This is a genomic window from Methylobacterium carpenticola (assembly GCF_042748905.1).
Lineage (GTDB): Bacteria > Pseudomonadota > Alphaproteobacteria > Rhizobiales > Beijerinckiaceae > Methylobacterium > Methylobacterium carpenticola.
This window is the reverse complement of the sequence record NZ_JBHZEO010000001.1, coordinates 3,450,299-3,468,412: the sequence shown is the minus strand read 5'-3', so window position 1 is coordinate 3,468,412 and position 18,114 is coordinate 3,450,299. Positions and strand designations below refer to the sequence as shown.

Annotated in this window: 18 protein-coding genes; 7 read left to right on the top strand and 11 right to left on the bottom strand. The window is 70.1% G+C overall.

All coding sequences use genetic code 11. The features are described from left to right. Nucleotides 1–27: 27 nt before the first annotated feature. Together ACE101_RS16350 and thrC are read right to left on the bottom strand one after the other, a co-directional pair. Nucleotides 28–1,323 carry a M16 family metallopeptidase gene (locus ACE101_RS16350; RefSeq protein WP_379131417.1) on the bottom strand — a complete coding sequence of 432 codons (1,296 nt, stop codon included), beginning with the start codon at nucleotides 1,321–1,323 and terminating at the stop codon, nucleotides 28–30. Beyond that, nucleotides 1,320–2,735 carry a threonine synthase gene (gene thrC, locus ACE101_RS16345; RefSeq protein WP_379131415.1) on the bottom strand — a complete coding sequence of 472 codons (1,416 nt, stop codon included), beginning with the start codon at nucleotides 2,733–2,735 and terminating at the stop codon, nucleotides 1,320–1,322. Before thrC ends, ACE101_RS16350 begins: the two co-directional genes overlap by 4 nt. A 162-nt stretch (nucleotides 2,736–2,897) precedes the next feature. Here thrC and ACE101_RS16340 point away from each other — a divergent pair, with 162 nt between their 5' ends. Then, nucleotides 2,898–3,320: an AbrB/MazE/SpoVT family DNA-binding domain-containing protein gene (locus ACE101_RS16340; protein WP_379131413.1), complete on the top strand. Its 423-nt coding sequence runs from the start codon at nucleotides 2,898–2,900 to the stop codon at nucleotides 3,318–3,320. On the opposite strand, the gene ACE101_RS16335 is transcribed toward ACE101_RS16340, so the two are convergent. The 8 genes from ACE101_RS16335 to coxB form a co-directional block, all read right to left on the bottom strand. Then, nucleotides 3,241–3,993 carry an SURF1 family protein gene (locus tag ACE101_RS16335; RefSeq protein WP_379131410.1) on the bottom strand — a complete coding sequence of 251 codons (753 nt, stop codon included), beginning with the start codon at nucleotides 3,991–3,993 and terminating at the stop codon, nucleotides 3,241–3,243. The two genes, ACE101_RS16340 and ACE101_RS16335, sit on opposite strands and share 80 nt — an antisense overlap. Continuing rightward, nucleotides 3,993–4,370 (bottom strand): DUF983 domain-containing protein, encoded by a 378-nt coding sequence (locus ACE101_RS16330; RefSeq protein WP_379131408.1) that lies wholly within the window; start codon nucleotides 4,368–4,370, stop codon nucleotides 3,993–3,995. The genes ACE101_RS16335 and ACE101_RS16330 overlap by 1 nt, the downstream gene beginning before the upstream one ends. Before the next feature lie 182 nt (nucleotides 4,371–4,552). After that, entirely contained in the window at nucleotides 4,553–5,413 is an 861-nt protein-coding gene (locus ACE101_RS16325) for a cytochrome c oxidase subunit 3 (protein WP_379131405.1), read from the bottom strand. Nucleotides 5,414–5,563: 150 nt separating this feature from the next. Then, the gene (locus ACE101_RS16320; protein ID WP_379131402.1) at nucleotides 5,564–6,172 is read right to left on the bottom strand and encodes a cytochrome c oxidase assembly protein; all 609 of its coding nucleotides are present in this window, start codon (nucleotides 6,170–6,172) and stop codon (nucleotides 5,564–5,566) included. A gap of 16 nt (nucleotides 6,173–6,188) precedes the next feature. After that, complete coding sequence (locus tag ACE101_RS16315) at nucleotides 6,189–6,341, bottom strand: cytochrome c oxidase system small membrane protein (protein WP_379131400.1); 153 nt, start codon at nucleotides 6,339–6,341, stop codon at nucleotides 6,189–6,191. Further along, entirely contained in the window at nucleotides 6,338–7,291 is a 954-nt protein-coding gene (locus ACE101_RS16310) for a heme o synthase (RefSeq protein WP_379131397.1), read from the bottom strand. Before ACE101_RS16310 ends, ACE101_RS16315 begins: the two co-directional genes overlap by 4 nt. A 143-nt stretch (nucleotides 7,292–7,434) precedes the next feature. Further along, entirely contained in the window at nucleotides 7,435–9,063 is a 1,629-nt protein-coding gene (gene ctaD / locus ACE101_RS16305) for a cytochrome c oxidase subunit I (RefSeq protein WP_379131395.1), read from the bottom strand. A 70-nt stretch (nucleotides 9,064–9,133) separates the two neighbouring features. Next, a complete protein-coding gene (gene coxB, locus ACE101_RS16300) occupies nucleotides 9,134–10,000 on the bottom strand; it encodes a cytochrome c oxidase subunit II (RefSeq protein ID WP_379131393.1) in 867 nt (288 codons plus the stop codon). A 321-nt stretch (nucleotides 10,001–10,321) separates the two neighbouring features. Here coxB and ACE101_RS16295 point away from each other — a divergent pair, with 321 nt between their 5' ends. Continuing rightward, the gene (locus tag ACE101_RS16295) at nucleotides 10,322–11,230 is read left to right on the top strand and encodes a LysR family transcriptional regulator (protein ID WP_379131390.1); all 909 of its coding nucleotides are present in this window, start codon (nucleotides 10,322–10,324) and stop codon (nucleotides 11,228–11,230) included. A gap of 33 nt (nucleotides 11,231–11,263) precedes the next feature. Here ACE101_RS16295 and ACE101_RS16290 read toward each other — a convergent pair whose 3' ends face one another. Further along, nucleotides 11,264–11,671, bottom strand: a complete 408-nt coding sequence (locus ACE101_RS16290; RefSeq protein ID WP_379131387.1) for a GFA family protein — start codon at nucleotides 11,669–11,671, stop codon at nucleotides 11,264–11,266. A gap of 329 nt (nucleotides 11,672–12,000) precedes the next feature. Between ACE101_RS16290 and ACE101_RS16285 the strand changes: the two genes are divergently transcribed. Genes ACE101_RS16285 through ACE101_RS16265 form a run of 5 tightly spaced genes read left to right on the top strand, consistent with a single transcriptional unit; the run spans nucleotide 12,001 to nucleotide 17,979 of the window. Continuing rightward, nucleotides 12,001–12,474: a formate dehydrogenase subunit gamma gene (locus ACE101_RS16285; RefSeq protein WP_379131384.1), complete on the top strand. Its 474-nt coding sequence runs from the start codon at nucleotides 12,001–12,003 to the stop codon at nucleotides 12,472–12,474. Continuing rightward, entirely contained in the window at nucleotides 12,471–14,030 is a 1,560-nt protein-coding gene (locus ACE101_RS16280) for a formate dehydrogenase beta subunit (RefSeq protein ID WP_379131380.1), read from the top strand. Before ACE101_RS16285 ends, ACE101_RS16280 begins: the two co-directional genes overlap by 4 nt. 10 nt (nucleotides 14,031–14,040) lie before the next feature. After that, nucleotides 14,041–16,899 (top strand): formate dehydrogenase subunit alpha, encoded by a 2,859-nt coding sequence (fdhF, locus tag ACE101_RS16275; protein ID WP_379131378.1) that lies wholly within the window; start codon nucleotides 14,041–14,043, stop codon nucleotides 16,897–16,899. Further along, entirely contained in the window at nucleotides 16,886–17,743 is an 858-nt protein-coding gene (gene fdhD, locus ACE101_RS16270; RefSeq protein ID WP_379131376.1) for a formate dehydrogenase accessory sulfurtransferase FdhD, read from the top strand. Before fdhF ends, fdhD begins: the two co-directional genes overlap by 14 nt. Beyond that, nucleotides 17,740–17,979 carry a formate dehydrogenase subunit delta gene (locus ACE101_RS16265; RefSeq protein WP_379131374.1) on the top strand — a complete coding sequence of 80 codons (240 nt, stop codon included), beginning with the start codon at nucleotides 17,740–17,742 and terminating at the stop codon, nucleotides 17,977–17,979. Before fdhD ends, ACE101_RS16265 begins: the two co-directional genes overlap by 4 nt. Nucleotides 17,980–18,114 lie beyond the last annotated feature (135 nt).

Here is an 18,114-nt window from a genome sequence, read left to right as displayed (position 1 = left end):
GACGCGGAGGAGCGCCGGGGCCGGCCCTCACGCCGCCCGCAGCGCGCTCCCGATCGCGTCCAGGCTCTGGAGCTTGCGGATCGGGCCGATCGCCGCCAGCGTCGGCGCGCCCGCCATCACGGCGCGCCCGGCGGCGCGGACCTGCTCGGGCGTCACCGCATCGACCTTGGCGATGATCTCGCCCGCCGGGATCACCCGGCCCCAGGCGAGGAGCTGGCGAGCGATGCGCTCGATGCGCCCGCCGGGCGTCTCCAGGGCGGAGAGCAGCGAGACCTTGAGCTGCGCCTTGGCCCGGGCGAGTTCCGTCTCCTCGATCGAGGCGGCGGCGCTGGCGAGGCAGGCCACGGTGACGTCGACCAGGGCCGGCAGGTCCGCGCCCGCCGTGCCGGCGCCGATGCCGAACAGGCCGCAATCCGAGAAGGGCCAGTGGAAGGCGTGGATCTCGTAGGCGAGGCCGCGGGTCTCGCGCACCTCGTGCCAGAGCCGCGAGGTCAGGCCGCCGCCGAGCACCTGCGCGAACAGATGCAGCGCGTAGTAGCCCTCGTCGCGGAACGAGAGGCCGGGCAGGCCGAGGACGAGGTTGGCCTGTTCGAGCCTGCGCATCATCCGCCGCTCGCCGCCCCGGTAGAGGCCCGGTACGGAAGCGGGGGCGCTGCGCGCCGGCAGGGCGCCGAAGGAGCGCTCGGCCGCCGCCACGATCGCCTCGTGCGCCACCGCGCCGGCCGCGGCCAGCACCATCCGGTCGGGGGTGTATTCGCGGGCGAGATAGGCCTCGATCGCCGCGCGGTCGAAGCTCTGGATCGTCTCCGGGCGGCCGATGATCGGGCGGCCGATCGGCTGGTCCGGGAAGGCCGCCTCCGTGAAGGCGTCGTAGACCACGTCGTCCGGCGTGTCCTCGATCGCGGCGTATTCCTGGAGGATGACGCCCTTCTCGCGGGCGAGTTCGCCCGCGTCGAAGACCGAGTTGGTCAGGATGTCGCCGATCACGTCGAGGGCGACGCCGATATCCTCGCCGAGCACGCGCGCGGTGTAGCTCGTCTGCTCGGCGCTGGTGGCGGCGTTGATGTCGCCGCCGACGTTCTCGATGTCCTCGGCGATGGCCCGGGCGCTGCGCATCCGCGTGCCCTTGAAGGCCATGTGCTCGATGAGGTGGCTGAGCCCGTGCTCCTCCGGCCGCTCGTGGCGCGAGCCGGCGCCGACCCAGACCCCCAGCGTCGCGGTGGCGACCCCGGGCATCGGCTCGGTGGCGACGGTGAGACCGTTGGGCAGCCGCGTGATGCGCAGGCTGGGGGAGGCGCCGAAGGTCGCGAAATGCTCGTTCACGCGGCGGCCCCGCGCAGGATGCGCGCCCGCTCGCGGATGAAGCGCTCGATCGCGCCCTCGTCGTTCGGCAGCACGGTGAAGCGCTCGCGCCGGCCCATCAGGTCGGCGAGGTGGGGCGGCAGGGCCGGCCGCAGGCCGGTCGCGGCCTCGACCGCGTCCGGGAACTTCGCCGCATGCGCGGTGGCGAGCGCCACCACCGGCGTCGCCGGGTCGGCGTCGAGAAGCCGCCGGCCCGCCCGCACGCCGATGGCGCTGTGCGGGTCGAGCACGTGGCCGGTCCGCGCGTAGGTCTCGCGGATCTCGGCGGCGACCTCCGGCTCCTGCACGGCGGCGGCGTCGAACTCGGCCCGGATCCGTTCCAGCACCGCGGGCGGCAGCGTGAAGGCGCCCGATTGCTTGAGGCCCGCCATCAGGCGGTTCAGCGCGGCGGGCTCCCGGTCGAGAGCCTCGAAGACCAGCCGCTCGAAGTTCGAGGAGACCTGGATGTCCATCGAGGGCGAGGTCGTCGGGGCGACGCCCTTCACCTCGTAGGCGCCATTCGCGAGGGTGCGGGCCAGGATGTCGTTGGCGTTGGTGGCGATCATCAGCCGACCGATGGGCAGGCCCATCCGCTTGGCGACCCAACCGGCGAGGATGTCGCCGAAATTGCCGGTCGGCACCGAGAAGGAGACCGGCCGGTGCGGCGCGCCGAGCGCCACCGCGCTCGTGAAGTAGTAGACGGCCTGGGCGGCGACGCGGGCCCAGTTGATCGAGTTGACGCCCGACAGGCGCACGTCCTCGGCGAAGCGCGGATGCTGGAACAGCGCCTTCACGATTGCCTGGCAATCGTCGAAGGTGCCCTCGACCGCGATGGCGTGGACGTTGTCCGAATCCACCGTGGTCATCTGGCGCCGCTGCACCTCCGACACGCGGCCATGCGGGTAGAGGATGAAGACGTCGACCTGATCGAGGCCGCGGAAGGCCTCGACGGCGGCGCTGCCGGTGTCGCCCGAGGTGGCGCCCACGATGGTGGCGCGGCTGCCGCGGGCCTTGAGCACGTGATCCATCAGCCGGCCGAGGAGCTGCATCGCCACGTCCTTGAAGGCGAGCGTCGGGCCGTGATGGAGTTCGAGCAGGAAGAGGTTGTCGGCGAGCTGCACCAGCGGGCAGACGGCCGGGTGCCGGAAGCCGGCATAGGCGCCCTCGATCATCCGGTCGAGGTCGGCTTGCGGAATCTCCCCGTCGACGAGGGGCGACAGCACGGTCTTGGCCGCCTCGGCATAGGGGCGCCCGGCGAGGCCCGCGATGGCGGCGGGCGCGAGCGCCGGCCAGTGCTCGGGAATGTAGAGGCCCCCGTCGCGGGCGAGCCCGGCGAGGAGCGCATCGGTGAAGGTCAGCGGCGCGGCGGCGCCGCGGGTCGAGACATGAAGCACGGGAAAACGTCCTGAATCTGCCGGTGGCCTACACGAAATGGGCGGGCGCGTCAGCCGGGATGGGAGAACGGGCTCGCCGGACGCCGCCCGATCGGGCTTGCGGGATCCCTCGCGGGCGCCCCAGGTTATAACGACCGTTGTGACGAGATCGGGGATGCCGGCATGCTCGCACTGAAGGTCACGGCGATCGGCAACTCGGTCGGTGTCGTTCTGCCGAAAGAGGCCGTCGCCCGCCTCAAGCTCGAGAAGGGCGATACCGTGTTCCTCACGGAATCACCCGACGGATACGGGCTCACCCCCTACGATCCCACCTTCGAAGACCAGATGCGCACGGCGCAGGACAGCCTGAAGCGGCGGCGCAATGCCCTGAGGGCGCTTGCGACGGAGTGCCGACCTGGGTCGGGCGGGAGGTCGCTCTCGCCATTCATGAGGCGCAAATGGCCGAGCATGGCGGCGCCCTCGGCATCCGCGATGCGGCGCTGCTCGACGCGGCTCAGGCAGGTTGTCAGGCCGGCTCGTGGAGCTTCTTCCAGGCATAGGCCGAGAACACGCCGACCAGACACAGCGCGATGCCGTACCACGTGAAGGCGTATTGCAGGTGGTTGTTCGGAAGATCGACCCGCAATTGCCCGCCGCGCGGCCAGCCGCCGGGATTGGGCGTGGCATCGGCCTCGATCAGGTAGGGCGCGACCGCGTCGAGGCCGCTTGCGGCGGCGATGCCCGGGATGTCCCGGTTGAACCACTCGCCCCGCTTCGGGTCGGGGGCGGGGACGAACATGCCGCGCGCCTCGCTCGCCCGCAGCATGCCGGTGACGGTGACCGAGCCCGCGACCTCGCCCGCCTGCCGGTCGGCCGGGTTGCGGAGTTCGGTCGGCACGAAGCCGCGGTTGATCAGGACCGGCGGGCCGTCCGCCCGCTCGAGCGGCGTCAGCACGTAGTAGCCCTGGAGGGCACGCCCCGGAATCTCGCCCGGCGCGAGGCCGTGCACCAGCGTCTCCTTGTCGTGGAGGAGGCGGCCGGTGACCCGCACCCGCTTGAACTCGTCGGCGGCCGGATCCCAGGAGGCGGGCGGGGCGAGCGGCGGCTCGATCCGCGAGCGCTCCCCGATCTGGCGGATCACCCCCTCCTTCCAGGCCTTGCGCTGCAACTGCCACGTGCCGAGCCCGAGGAGGATCGCGAGGCAGACCAGCGTCGCGAGGCCCGGCGCGGCGAGGGCGCGCCAGGAGGCCGGGCGTCCGGCCGGCACCGCCGCCTCCATCAGCGGAAACGTCCCTGCTCGGCCCGGTTGGCGAATTGCAGGGCGGCCATCAGCCCCTTGAGCGGGCGCACCAGGACCAGGCTCAGGATGATGGCGAGCGGCGTCCACAGAACGGCGTGGAGCCAGAGCGGCGGCTCGTAGGCGAACTCCACCCACATGGCGAGCGCCACCACGACGAGCCCGACGATCGACATCACGAAGAAGGCCGGCCCGTCCGCCGAATCGATGAACTTGAAGTCGAGGCCGCAGACCTCGCAGGAGGGGCGGAAGCTCAGGAACCCCTTGAACAGGTGGCCCTCGCCGCAATGCGGGCAGCGCCCGCGCAGGCCGGCCATCGCCGGCGACGGAGTCGTGCGGGTATCGTCCACCTGAGCCATGCTCCTCGGCTGATGGGGCGGCGCGCCTCCGGCGCCCCCGGTCGCGGCCAATGCGTCGCGAGGGCCGGCCGCGGGGACCGGCCTTGAGCCCGCCGCCGATATGGGGCTTCGGCGCGCCCCCCGCCATGAAAAAGGGCGGCTCGCGCCGCCCTTGTTCCAGTTTCCTTTCGCCGCAGCGGGATTCAGTGCGCCGCCGCGTGGCCGACGCCCGAACCCCAGACGTAGATCGCCGCGAACAGGAACAGCCAGACCACATCCACGAAGTGCCAGTACCAGGCGGCGAACTCGAAGCCGAGATGCTGCTTGGGCGTGAAGTGGCCGAGATAGGTCCGGTAGAGGCAGACGGCCAGGAACACCGTGCCGATGATGACGTGGGCGCCGTGGAAGCCCGTCGCCATGAAGAAGGTGGCCGAGTAGATGCTGCCCGAGAAGCCGAAATGGGCGTGGCTGTACTCGTAGCCCTGCACGAAGCTGAACAGGATGCCGAGCGCGATGGTGAGCCACAGGCCGTACTTCACGCCCTTGCGGTCGTTGTTCAGCAGGGCGTGGTGGGCCCAGGTGATCGTGGTGCCGGAGGTGAGCAGGATCAGGGTGTTGAGGAGCGGCAGGTGCCACGGGTCGAAGGCCTCGATGCCCTTCGGGGGCCAGGTGCCGCCCGTGAATTCCAGGCGCGCCGCCTGGATCGGCTCGGCGGTGTAGAGCGCCGCGTCGAAATAGGCCCAGAACCACGCCACGAAGAACATCACCTCGGAGGCGATGAACATGATCATCCCGTAGCGGTGGTGCAGCTGCACCACGCGGGTGTGATCGCCGCTGTTGGCCTCGTGCACGACGTCCCGCCACCAGCTCAGCATGGTGTAGAGCACGCCGATGAAGCCGGCGAAGAACAGGTACGGGCCGATCGGCAGCTTCGCGAGCGTGAGGCTCTTCATCCAGAAGACCGCGCCCGTGGTCATCGTGAAGGCGCTGAACGAGCCGAGGAGCGGCCAGGGGCTCGGATTGACGAGGTGGTAGTCGTGGTGCTTCGCGTGCGCCTCGGCCATCGTGTTCGTTCTCCTCGCCTCGACTGGAACCGGACGCGCCCCGCGCCGGTCTTAGGCCATCTCGTGGGCCGGAGCCGCTTAACCCCTCGGGCGGCCCGCTTGGCTCACGCTTTACGGTGCGAGCCCGGCGCTTGTCACCGGGCCATAGGGTCAATTCGGCCGCGGAGCCCCCGCGCCCGTTGTCGCAAGCGCGGCCGTGGGCTGGCCGTTGCGCGACGGGAAATAGGTGTAGGAGAGCGTCATCTCCGTGTAGTCGCGGGTGTTCGCGTCCGTCCGCACCGCCGGATCGACGTAGAACACCACCGGCACGTCGATGGTCTCGCCGGGCTGCAGCGTCTGCTCGTTGAAGCAGAAGCACTGGATCTTGACGAAGAAGCCGCCCATCAGGCCGGGCTGCACGTTGAAGGTGGCGACCCCGGCGGTGGGCACGCTCGCCGTGTTGGTGACGCGGAAGAACACCGTCTGGGTCGCGCCGAGCTTGGCCTCGACCCGCGCCGTCTCCGCCGCGAAGCGCCAGGGCAGGCCCGGCGCGACGTTGGTGTCGAAGTGGACCGTCATGGTCTCCTCGGACACCGCCGTGGCGGGCCCTTTGCCGACGAGCGGGGTTCCGTCATAGCCGGTCGCCTTGCAGAACAGGTCGTAGAGCGGGACCGACGCGTAGGCGAGGGCGGTCATGCCCACCACGACGCCGACGCAGGCGAGGAGCGTCCGGCGGACGCCGTCGCGCGCCGCAGCGCCGGGCCGAGTGGGAGGGATCATCGCGGCACCTCGCGGATCAGAGCGGCCGGTTGAGGACCTGGGGGCCGAGCTTGGCGATCGTCAGGACGTAGAAGATCGCGACGAGGGCGGCGAGCGTGAGCGCGATCGCGACCGAGCGCTTGCGCCGACGGCGCGCCTCCTCGGGCGTCAGACTGGGAAGGTTCGTCATCCGACCAACATGGAAACCGGCCGCATCAGGCCGAGGCCCTGCTCCGCGAGCAGCGCCGAGAACAGCAGGAACAGGTAGAGGATCGAGAAGCCGAACAGGCTCATGGCCGTCCGGTTGGCGATCTCGCCCTCCCGGCGGCGATGGACCTGGAGGCTCAAGACCAGCATGGCGATCCCGCCGACGAGCGCCACGAGGCCGTAGATCAGCCCGCCGAAGCCGAGCGCCACGGGGGCGAGGCCGAGCGGCGCGAGGAGCAGCGTGTAGGCGACGATCTGGCGGCGGGTCGAATCGGGGCCGGCCACGTTCGGCATCATCGGGATGCCGGCCTTGGCGTAGTCGCCCGACTTGACCAGGGCCAGCGCCCAGAAATGCGGCGGCGTCCAGATGAAGATGATGAGGAAGAGGATCGTGCTCTCGATGCCGACCGTCCCCGTCACCACGGCCTGGCCGATCATCGGGGGCAGCGCCCCCGCCGCGCCGCCGATCACGATGTTCTGCGCCGTCGCGCGCTTGAGCCACATCGAGTAGATCACGGCGTAGAACACGATGGTGAAGGCGAGGAGCCCGGCCGCGAGCCAGTTCGCGGCGAGCCCGAGCACCAGCACCGAGCCCACCGAGAGCACGAGGCCGAAGGCCAGGGCCTCGTCGGGGCGGATGCGGCCCGCCGGGATCGGCCGGGTGCGGGTGCGGGTCATCACCGCGTCGATATCCGCGTCCCACCACATGTTGAGGGCGCCCGAGGCGCCGGCCCCGACCGCGATCATCAGGAGCGACACCGCCGCGATCACCGGGTTCACGTGGCTCGGCGACACGGTCATGCCGACGAGGGCCGTGAAGATCACGAGCGCCATCACCCGCGGCTTCAGCAGGGCGAAGAAGTCCGCGACGTCGCCGTCCGAGGCGGTGGCCAGGGGCTCGGCGCGGTTCAGGCTGTTCGTCAGGCTCGTCATGGCACCGATACGCAAGCGACGGGCGAAGCGGGGGGAGCGGATGCTCCTCGCCGGAAGGCTGTGCCGGCCCGGACGGACCTTGGCCGCAGCCTTCGGGGGAAGAGCGAGGGCCGCCCGGAGGCGGCCCTGCGCGTGGTTCGGGCTCAGTGGGCGTGCGACGGATCGTCGACGATCACCGGCAGGGTCTCGTACTGGTGGAAGGGCGGCGGCGAGGACAGGGTCCATTCCAGCGTCGTCGCGCCCTCACCCCACGGATTGTCCGCGGCGCGCTCCTTCGAGCGGAAGGCGAGCACGATGCCGATCACGAACACCACCATGCCGAGCGCGAAGATGTGGCCGCCCATGGTCGCCACGTAGTGCCAGCCCGCGAAGGCATCCGGATAGTCGGCATAGCGCCGCGGCATGCCGGCCAGGCCCAGGAAGTGCATCGGGAAGAACAGCACGTTGGCGCCGATGAAGGCGAGCCAGAAGTGCAGCTTGCCGGCCCATTCCGGGATGATGCGGCCGGTCATCTTCGGGAACCAGTAGTAGACGCCCGCGAAGATGATGAACACGGCGCCGAGCGACAGCACGTAGTGGAAGTGCGCCACCACGTAGTACGTGTCGTGCAGGTAGCGGTCGACGGCCGCGTTGGCCAGGATCACGCCGGTGACGCCGCCCACCGTGAACAGGAAGACGAAGCCGACCGCCCAGTGCATGGCGGCGGTGAAGCGGATCGAGCCGCCCCACATGGTCGCGATCCACGAGAAGATCTTCACGCCGGTGGGCACCGCGATGACCATGGTGGCGAAGACGAAGTAGGACTGCGTCTGCAGGGTCAGGCCGACCGTGTACATGTGGTGGGCCCAGACCACGAAGCCGACGACGCCGATCGCGACCATCGCGTAGGCCATCGCGAGATAGCCGAAGACCGGCTTCTTCGAGAAGGTCGCGATGATGTGCGAGACGATGCCGAAGGCCGGCAGGATCATGATGTAGACTTCGGGGTGACCGAAGAACCAGAACAGGTGCTGGTACAGGATCGGGTCGCCGCCGCCGGACGGGCTGAAGAAGGTGGTGCCGAAGTTCCGGTCGGTGAGCAGCATGGTGATCGCGCCGGCCAGCACCGGGAGCGACAGCAGCAGCAGGAAGGCGGTGACCAGCATCGACCACGCGAACAGCGGCATCTTGTGCAGGGTCATGCCCGGCGCGCGCATGTTCAGGATGGTGGTGATGAAGTTGATGGCGCCGAGGATCGAGCCCGCGCCCGACAGGTGCAGGGCGAAGATCGCGAAATCGACCGCCGGGCCGGGATGGCCGTCGGTGGAGAGCGGCGGATAGACCGTCCAGCCCGTGCCCGCGCCGACCGCGCCCGGGGCGCCCTCGACGAAGAGCGAGCAGACGAGGCTCATGAAGCCCGCGACGGTGAGCCAGAACGAGATGTTGTTCATGCGCGGGAACGCCATGTCGGGCGCCCCGATCATCAGCGGCACGAACCAGTTGCCGAAGCCGCCGATCAGCGCCGGCATCACCATGAAGAACACCATGATGAGGCCGTGGCCGGTCACGAAGACGTTGTAGGTCTGCGGATTGGAGAAGTACTGAAGGCCCGGCTCCTGCATCTCCATGCGGATGCCGAAGGACAGGAAGGCGCCGACGATGCCCGCCGAGAAGGCGAAGAGCAGGTAGAGGGTGCCGATATCCTTGTGGTTCGTGGAGTTGAACCAGCGCTGGAAGAAGGGTGGAGTGTGCTCGTGGGCCTCAGCGTGCCCGGCCGATGCGGCGGTTGCCATGAAAGGAACCTCTTCGCGGGGTTTCGCGTCGTCAGGGGCGGCCGGGCCTCCCGAGCCCGGCCGGATCGGATCAGCGCGCCGAGGCGTATCGGGGCGCGCCGGTTTCGATGCGGGCGAACTTGGTCTTCGCCTCGGCGGTCCAGGCCTGGAAGGCCTCGTCGCTCACCACGCGGACGGTGATGGGCATGTAGGCGTGGCGCTGGCCGCAGAGTTCCGAGCACTGGCCGTGATAGGTGCCCTCGCGCTCGGCCTTGAACCAGAACTGGTTGAGGCGGCCCGGGATGGCGTCGATCTTGAAGCCGAAGGACGGCATCGCCCAGGAATGCATCACGTCGGCGGCGGTGACCTGGATCTTCACGATCTTGTTCACCGGCACGACCATCTCGTTGTCGGTGGCGAGCAGCTTGGGCTGGCCCGACTTCACCTGATCCTCGCCCTCGAGCAGGTTGGCGTCGAAGCCGAAGCCGCCGACCTCCTTCGGGTACTCGTAGGACCAGTACCAGGCGTGGCCGACCACCTTGACCATCAGGTCGGCCTTCGGGTCGGAGAGCTGGGTGCGCAGCACGCGGAAGGACGGGATCGCGATCGCCACCAGGATCAGCACCGGGACGATGGTCCAGGCCACCTCCAGCATCGTGTTGTGGGTGGTGCGCGACGGGCTCGGCTGCTTGCGCTCGTTGAAGCGGAAGATCACCACCAGCAGCAGCGCCAGCACCAGCAGGACGACGCCCAGCATGATGACGTTGAGCAGGTGGTGGAAGTTGTAGATCTCGGTGGCCACCGCCGTCACGGGCTTCTGGAGGTCCATCTGCCACGGCTCGGGCTTGCCGGTGCCGGCCGCGAAGGCCGCGGTGCCGGTCAGGAGTGCCGCCACCGCCGCGGCCCCTCCCACGAACGATCGGCTGAACCGCCGATGCTGAGCCCTCGCCATCCCCATATCGCCCTCGGTGCTCCGGTTTCAGTCGGTCTGACGGCGCCCGGGATCCCCCCTCGCGCGAGGCGGCCGGCCGCCGATCGCTGCGCCGGCCGGCCGCATGGACCGGCACCAGCCGACGATCGTTCAGTGGGCGTCTCACACCACAATGGCGCAGCAAGCGCAACGGCGTTGGCGTCGCATCTTCGGCTGCTAAGCGTCGGAGGGACCCGGACCTTCGTCCAGTTTTTAGACTTGGATTAAGGGGAGCTCGCCCGGCGGCGCGCGCTCCCGGTTGGCGCTGCCGCCCCGCTCGTGCAGGGTCCCGGGGGGACGGGCCACGCCATGATCGACCGACTGGAATTCATCCTCGCGCTGGCGCGCGAGCAGCATTTCGGGCGCGCCGCCCAGGCCTGCGGGGTCTCCCAGCAGACGCTCTCGGCCGGGGTGAAGCAGCTGGAGGAGCGGCTCGGCGTGATGCTGGTGCAGCGCGGCTCCCGCTTCCAGGGCTTCACGCCGGAGGGCGAGCGCGTGCTCGACTGGGCGCGGCGGATCGTCGGCGACACCCGGGCCATGCGCCAGGAGGTGGCGGCCCTGCGCCGCGGCCTGTCCGGCACGCTGCGGATGGCGGCCGTGCCCACCGCGACCCCGATGGTCGCGAACCTGACCACGCCGTTCCGCGCGCGTCATCCGGCCGTGCGCTTCACCGTGCAATCGGCGACCTCGCACGAGATCGTCCGGCAGATCGCCAATCTCGAACTCGATGCCGGGCTCACCTACCTGGAGAACGAGCCGCTCGGCCGCGTCACGACGGTGCCGCTCTACCGGGAGCAGTACCGGCTGCTCACCGCCGCGGACGGGATCTATGGCGGGCGCGACAGCGTCACCTGGGCCGAGGTGGCGCGCATCCCGCTCTGCCTGCTCACGCCGAACATGCAGAACCGGCGCATCATCGATCGCCAGTTGCGCGCCGCCGGCGCCGAGCCGGCGCCGATCCTCGAATCGAACTCGATGATCGTGCTCGTCACCCATGTGCGCACGGCGAAGTGGGCGAGCATCATGCCGGCGGCCCTCGCCGAGACCTTCAAGCTGACCGAGCGGGTGCGCGCGGTGCCCATCACCGATCCGGACGTGAGCCACACGATCGGCCTCGTGGTGCCGGAGCGCGATCCGATGACCCCGCTGGTGGCGGCCTTCCTGGCCGAGGCCCGGGCGATCGCCCCGCATCTGGAGGAGGAGCTGACGCGGCCGTGAGGGCGCCCCCGGGCGGAGGAAGCGCGCATCCCCTCATCCCTGCGTTTCCTCGGGCCGGGCGCCGGGATGGACCGGCAAGCCGTCGCCGATGATCGTCCAGCGCAGGCGCTCCGCCGCCTGGGTGTGGTCCCGCGGCACCACCGCGTCCGGATCGTCGAGGCTCGCGACCGTCACGTCGACGGCGTCCGGATGACCTCGCGTCTCGTAGGTGAGGGAGGTGCCGCAGACGCCGCAAAAGCCGCGCAGGACGCCGGGGCTCGACCGGTAGCGCGCCGGCTCTCCCGCGGTCAGCCGGAACGCGGCCCGTGGCACGCTGAACCACGCCACGCTGGCTGCGCCGACCGCCCGGCGGCAGCAGGCGCAATGGCAGATGGTCTCATGGAAGACCGGCCCATCGGCCGCGTAGCGCACCTGCCCGCAGAGGCATCCACCCGTCAGCATCGTCCGATCCCCCGGCACCTCGAAGCAAGGACGAGGTCATACGGTTTCCGGATGATCGCTTCGCGATGCGGAAACCGGCCTCGCTCAGGCGCCGCGCGGGCTCGTGATACGGTTTCCGAAAGTGATCGTCCGGAAACCGTATCACTCTCCCGAAATCTGAAAACGCCTCCGGCGAGTCCGGACCTGACGCGGCTTCGCACGAGCAAAATGGTAGCCGCCGCGATTTTCAACAAAAATTCCTTGTCGCTTCACCGAACCGCGCGATTGATTCGGGTCCCTGGTTCCCACAGGCTCCACCTTAGAACGACAACGAACTCGGGAAGGGGACGATGGAGGGATACGAGCCCTGGGACGGCGCGCGCGCCGCCGGGATCATCGCCGAACACACCCGTCTGGAGGGGGCCACCCTGCCGATCCTGCACGCCCTGCAGGAGACGTTCGGCTACGTGGACGCGGCGGCGATCCCGCTGATCGCCGATGCCCTGAACCTCTCGAAGGCGGAGGTTCACGGCTGCATCACCTTCTACCACGATTTCCGGGCCAAGCCCGCCGGCCGGCGCGTCGTGAAGCTGTGCCGCGCCGAGGCCTGCCAGGCCGTGGGCGCCGACGCGCTCCATGCCGAAGTGCTGCGCCGCCTCGAAATCGATTGGCACGGCACCACCCGCGACGGCGAGGTCACCGTGGAGCCGGTCTTCTGCCTCGGGCTGTGCGCCTGCGGCCCGGCCGCCCTCATCGACGGCGAGCCCGTCGCCCGGCTCGATGCCGACGGCCTGCAGGCCGCCCTGACGGAGGCCGCGGCGTGAGCGTCACGATCTTCATCCCCCGCGACGCCGTCGCCATCGGGCTCGGTGCCGAGCGCGTCGTCAAGGCGCTGAGCCGCGCCGCCGCCGCCCGCAACCTCGACATCCGCATCGTGCGCACCGGCTCGCGCGGCATGCTCTGGCTGGAGCCGATGGTCGAGGTGGAGACGCCGGAGGGCCGCATCGCCTACGGCCCCGTCCGGGCGGGCGACGTCGAATCCCTGCTCGATGCCGGCCTCGCCGAGGGCGGCGCGCACCGCCTGCGCATCGGCCGCCCCGAGGCGCATCCCTATCTCGCGCGCCAGCAGCGCCTGACCTTCCACCGCTGCGGCGTGGTCGATCCGGTCTCGGTGGCCGATTACCGCGCCCATGGCGGCTATGCCGGCCTCGCCCGCGCCCTGGAGATCGGGCCGGCCGACACGGTCGAGGCCGTGAAGGTCTCGGGGCTGCGCGGCCGCGGCGGCGCGGGCTTCCCGACCGGCATCAAGTGGAACACCGTGATGCGGGCGGAGGCCGACCGGAAATACGTGGTCTGCAACGCCGACGAGGGCGATTCCGGCACCTTCGCCGACCGCATGCTGATGGAGGGCGATCCCTTCACCCTGATCGAGGGCATGACGATCGCGGGCGTCGCGGTGGGGGCCACCCGCGGCTACATCTATCTGCGCTCCGAATATCCGAATGCCTTCGAGACGCTCAAGGCCGCCATCGCGGCGGGCGAGCGGGCGAACGTGCTCGGCCGCGACATCCTGGGTTCCGGCAGGGATTTCCATCTGGAGGTCCGGCTCGGCGCCGGCGCCTATATCTGCGGCGAGGAGACCTCGCTCCTCGAGAGCCTGGAGGGCAAGCGCGGCATCGTGCGGGCCAAGCCCCCGATCCCGGCTCTCAAGGGCCTGTTCGGCCGCCCGACGCTGGTCAACAACGTGCTCTCCTTCGCGGCGGTGCCGTGGATCCTGGAGCATGGCGGGCAGGCCTATGCGGATTACGGCATGGGCCGCTCGCGCGGCACGCTGCCGATCCAGCTCGCCGGCAACGTGAAGCATGGCGGCCTGATCGAGACCGCCTTCGGCATCAGCCTGCGCGAGGTGATCGAGGATTTCGGCGGCGGCACCCTCTCGGGCCGGCCGGTGCGGGCCGCGCAGGTGGGCGGGCCGCTCGGGGCCTATTTCCCCGATACGCTGTTCGACACGCCGATGGATTACGAGGCCTTCGCGGCCAAGAAGGGCCTCGTCGGCCATGGCGGCGTGGTGGTGTTCGACGACACCGTCGACATGGCCCGCCAAGCGCGCTTCGCCTTCGAGTTCTGCGCGGTCGAATCCTGCGGCAAGTGCACGCCCTGCCGGATCGGTGCGGTGCGCGGGCGCGAGACCATGGACCGCCTGCTCGCGGGCGAGGATCCGGCCGAGCCCCTGCGGCTGGTCGAGGATCTCTGCGAGGTCATGACCGATGGCTCGCTCTGCGCCATGGGCGGCCTGACGCCCGTGCCCGTGATGAGCGCCATCACCCACTTCCCCGAGGATTTCGACCGCAGCTCCCGGCTGCCGATGGCGGCCGAGTGAGGAGGCGTCCATGGCCCTGATCAAGGAAATCGACTACGGCACCCCGATCCGCGTCGCCGACACGACCGTGACGCTGACGATCGACGGCCAGAGGGTGACGGTGCCGGCGGGCACCTCCGTGATGGCCGCCGCCATGACGGCCGGCACGCAGATCCCCAAGCTCTGCGCCACCGACAGCCTGGAGCCCTTCGGCTCCTGCCGGCTCTGCCTCGTGGAGATCGACGGGCGGCGCGGCACGCCGGCCTCCTGCACCACCCCGGCCGAGGACGGCATGGTGGTGCACACCCAGAGCGACAAGCTCGCCAAGCTGCGCAAGGGGGTGATGGAGCTCTACATCTCCGACCATCCCCTCGACTGCCTGACCTGCGCGGCCAACGGCGACTGCGAATTGCAGGACATGGCCGGCGCGGTCGGCCTGCGCGAGGTGCGCTACGAGGAGGGCGCCAACCACGTCCGCAAGTCCTCCGACCTCTACCTGCCGAAGGACGAGTCGAACCCCTACTTCACCTACGACCCGGCGAAGTGCATCGTCTGCAACCGCTGCGTCCGGGCCTGCGAGGAGGTGCAGGGCACCTTCGCGCTCACCATCGCGGGGCGCGGCTTCGATTCGCGCGTGGCCTCCGGCCCGACCAGCTTCTTCGAGTCGGAATGCGTCTCCTGCGGCGCCTGCGTGCAGGCCTGCCCGACCGCGACGCTCACCGAGAAGTCGATCATCGCGCACGGCCAGCCCGAGCATTCGGCCGTGACGACCTGCGCCTATTGCGGCGTCGGCTGCGCCTTCAAGGCCGAGATGCAGGGCTCCCGCGTGGTGCGGATGGTGCCCTACAAGGACGGCAAGGCGAATGACGGCCATTCCTGCGTGAAGGGCCGCTTCGCCTACGGCTATGCCACCCACCGGGACCGCATCACCAAGCCGATGATCCGCCAGACGATCACGGATCCGTGGCGCGAGGTGTCGTGGGAGGAGGCCATCGCCCACGCGGCCTCCGAGTTCAAGCGGATCCAGGCCACCTACGGCCGCGACGCGGTCGGCGGCATCACCTCCTCGCGCTGCACCAACGAGGAGGCCTATCTGGTCCAGAAGCTGGTGCGCGCCGGCTTCGGCAACAACAACGTCGATACCTGCGCCCGGGTCTGCCACTCGCCGACCGGCTACGGCCTCAAGACCACGCTCGGCACCTCCGCCGGCACGCAGGACTTCAAGTCGGTGGAATACGCCGACGTGATCCTGGTGGTGGGCGCCAACCCGACCGACGGCCACCCGGTCTTCGGCTCGCGGATGAAGAAGCGCCTGCGCCAGGGCGCCAGGCTGATCGTGGCCGATCCGCGCCGGATCGACCTCGTGAAATCGCCCCACATCAAGGCGGATTACCACCTGCCCCTGAAGCCCGGCTCCAACGTCGCCTTCGTGAACGCGATGGCGCACGTCATCGTCACCGAGGGGCTGGTGGACGAGGCCTATGTCCGCGAACGCTGCGACCTCGTGGATTTCGAGGTCTGGGCCCGCTTCGTGGCCGAGGGGCGCCACGCTCCCGAGGTGATCGGGCCGACGATCGGCGTCGATCCGGCGGATCTGCGCGCCGCCGCCCGGCTCTACGCCACGGGCGGCGCCGCGGCGATCTATTACGGGCTCGGCGTCACCGAGCACAGCCAGGGCTCCACGATGGTGATGGGGCTGGCCAACCTCGCCATGGCCACCGGCAACATCGGCAAGCCCGGCGCCGGCGTGAACCCGCTGCGCGGCCAGAACAACGTGCAGGGCTCCTGCGACATGGGCTCGTTCCCGCACGAGCTCTCGGGCTACCGCCACGTCTCGGACGACGCCACCCGCGAGACCTTCGAGTCGCTGTGGGGCGCGACCCTGTCGCCCGATCCGGGCCTGCGCATCACCAACATGCTCGACGAGGCGGTCGGCGGCAGCTTCAAGGGGCTCTACATCCAGGGCGAGGACATCGCCCAGTCGGATCCCGACACCCACCACGTGACGGCGGGCCTCAAGGCGATGGAATGCATCGTCATCCAGGACCTGTTCCTGAACGAGACCGCGAAATACGCCCACGTCTTCCTGCCGGGGGCCTCGTTCCTGGAGAAGGACGGCACCTTCACCAATGCCGAGCGGCGCATCAGCCGCGTGCGCAAGGTGATGCCGCCGATGGGCGGCTACGCCGACTGGGAGGGCACCATGCTGCTCTCCAACGCCCTCGGCTACCCGATGCGCTACGCGAACCCGTCCGAGATCATGGACGAGATCGCCCGGCTCACCCCGAGCTTCGCGGGCGTCTCCTACGCCCGGCTGGAGGAACTCGGCTCGATCCAGTGGCCATGCAACGCGGAGGCCCCCGAGGGCACGCCGATGATGCATGTCGACCGCTTCGTGCGCGGCCTCGGCAAGTTCATGATCACCGAGTTCGTCCCCACCGACGAGCGCACGACGGCCAAGTACCCGCTGATCCTCACCACCGGTCGCATCCTCTCCCAGTACAATGTCGGCGCGCAGACCCGGCGCACCCACAATTCGCGCTGGCACGAGGAGGACGTGCTGGAGATCCACCCCTTCGATGCCGAGACCCGCGGCATCGTGGATGGGGATCTGGTGGCGCTGGAGAGCCGGTCGGGCGACATCGCGCTCAAGGCCCGCGTCACCGAGCGGATGCAGCCGGGGATCGTCTACACCACCTTCCACCACGCCAAGACCGGCGCCAACGTCATCACCACCGACTACTCGGACTGGGCGACCAACTGCCCCGAATACAAGGTGACGGCGGTGCAGGTCCGGCGTACCAACCGGCCATCCGATTGGCAGGCCCGGTTCTATGAGGAAGACATCTCCCTCACCCGCATCGCCCAGCAGCTCGATGCCGCCGAGTAGCGGCGGCGAGGCGGCGGCGCGGACCGCCGTCCGCGTCCCGACGCGGGTGGTCGCCTACGACGACCCGCAGGCGCGGGCGGATACCCGCCCGCTCGCCGTCGAGATGCCCGTCAACGTGATCTACGGCAGCGTGCCCTATGCCGTGATGATGACGACCCCCGCCGATCTCGTGGATTTCGCCTACGGGTTCAGCCTCACCGAGAGCATCGTCCAGGGGGCCGAGGAGATCCGCGGCGCCGTGGTCGAGCCCGGGGAAGGGGGCCTGCGCCTCGTGGTCGATCTCGCCCCGGGCCGCCTGCGCGAGCATCTCGCGCGCAAGCGCGCCATGAGCGGGCGCACGGGCTGCGGGGTCTGCGGCATCGACGACCTCGCCGACATTCCCAGGGCCGAGACCCGGCCGGATGCCGGGGTCCGGGTGAGCGTGGCGGCGGTCGAGCGGGCGCTCTCCGCCCTCTCCGATCTCCAGACGCTCAACCGCGAGACCCGGGCGGTGCACGCCGCCGCCTGGGCGGGGCTCGACGGCGCCATCCTCGCGGTGCGCGAGGATGTCGGCCGCCACAACGCCCTCGACAAGCTGATCGGGGCGCTGTTGCGGGCCGGGACCGATCCGGCCGCGGGCTTCCTCGTCATCACCAGCCGCTGCTCGTTCGAGATGGCCGAGAAGGCGGCGAGCTTCGGCGCCTCGGTGCTCGTCGCGATCTCCGCCCCGACCTCGCTCGCCGTGGAACGCGCGCGGGCGCACGGGCTGACGCTCGCGGCCATCGCCCGCAGCGACACCGTCACGGTCTTCACGGGGGCCGAGCGCCTCGTCCTCGCCCCCGATCCACCGGAGGAAACCCCATGAGCGGCGCCGACCAGACCGCCAAGCTGATCCGCATGGCCAACCAGATCGCCACCTTCTTCCATCCCTACCCTGAGGAGGAGGGAGTTTCGAGCGTGGCCAAGCACATCCAGGATTTCTGGACGCCGAAGATGCGCGAGGCGCTCGCGGCCTATTGCGCGGCGGACGGCCAGGGCCTGGACCCGCTGGTGCTGAAGGCGTTCGGCGGCCGGGACCGGGCCGAGCCGCGGGCCGCCTGAGCGGACACGCGTCACGCACTGCACTGACCCGTCCTGCGGCCCGCCCCTTCCCCCGGATCTCGCTCCGCCGATGCGGCCTGCGCCCGGGACAGGGGTTGAGTCCGGATGTCGGGCGGTGGGGCGCTCCCGCTGATC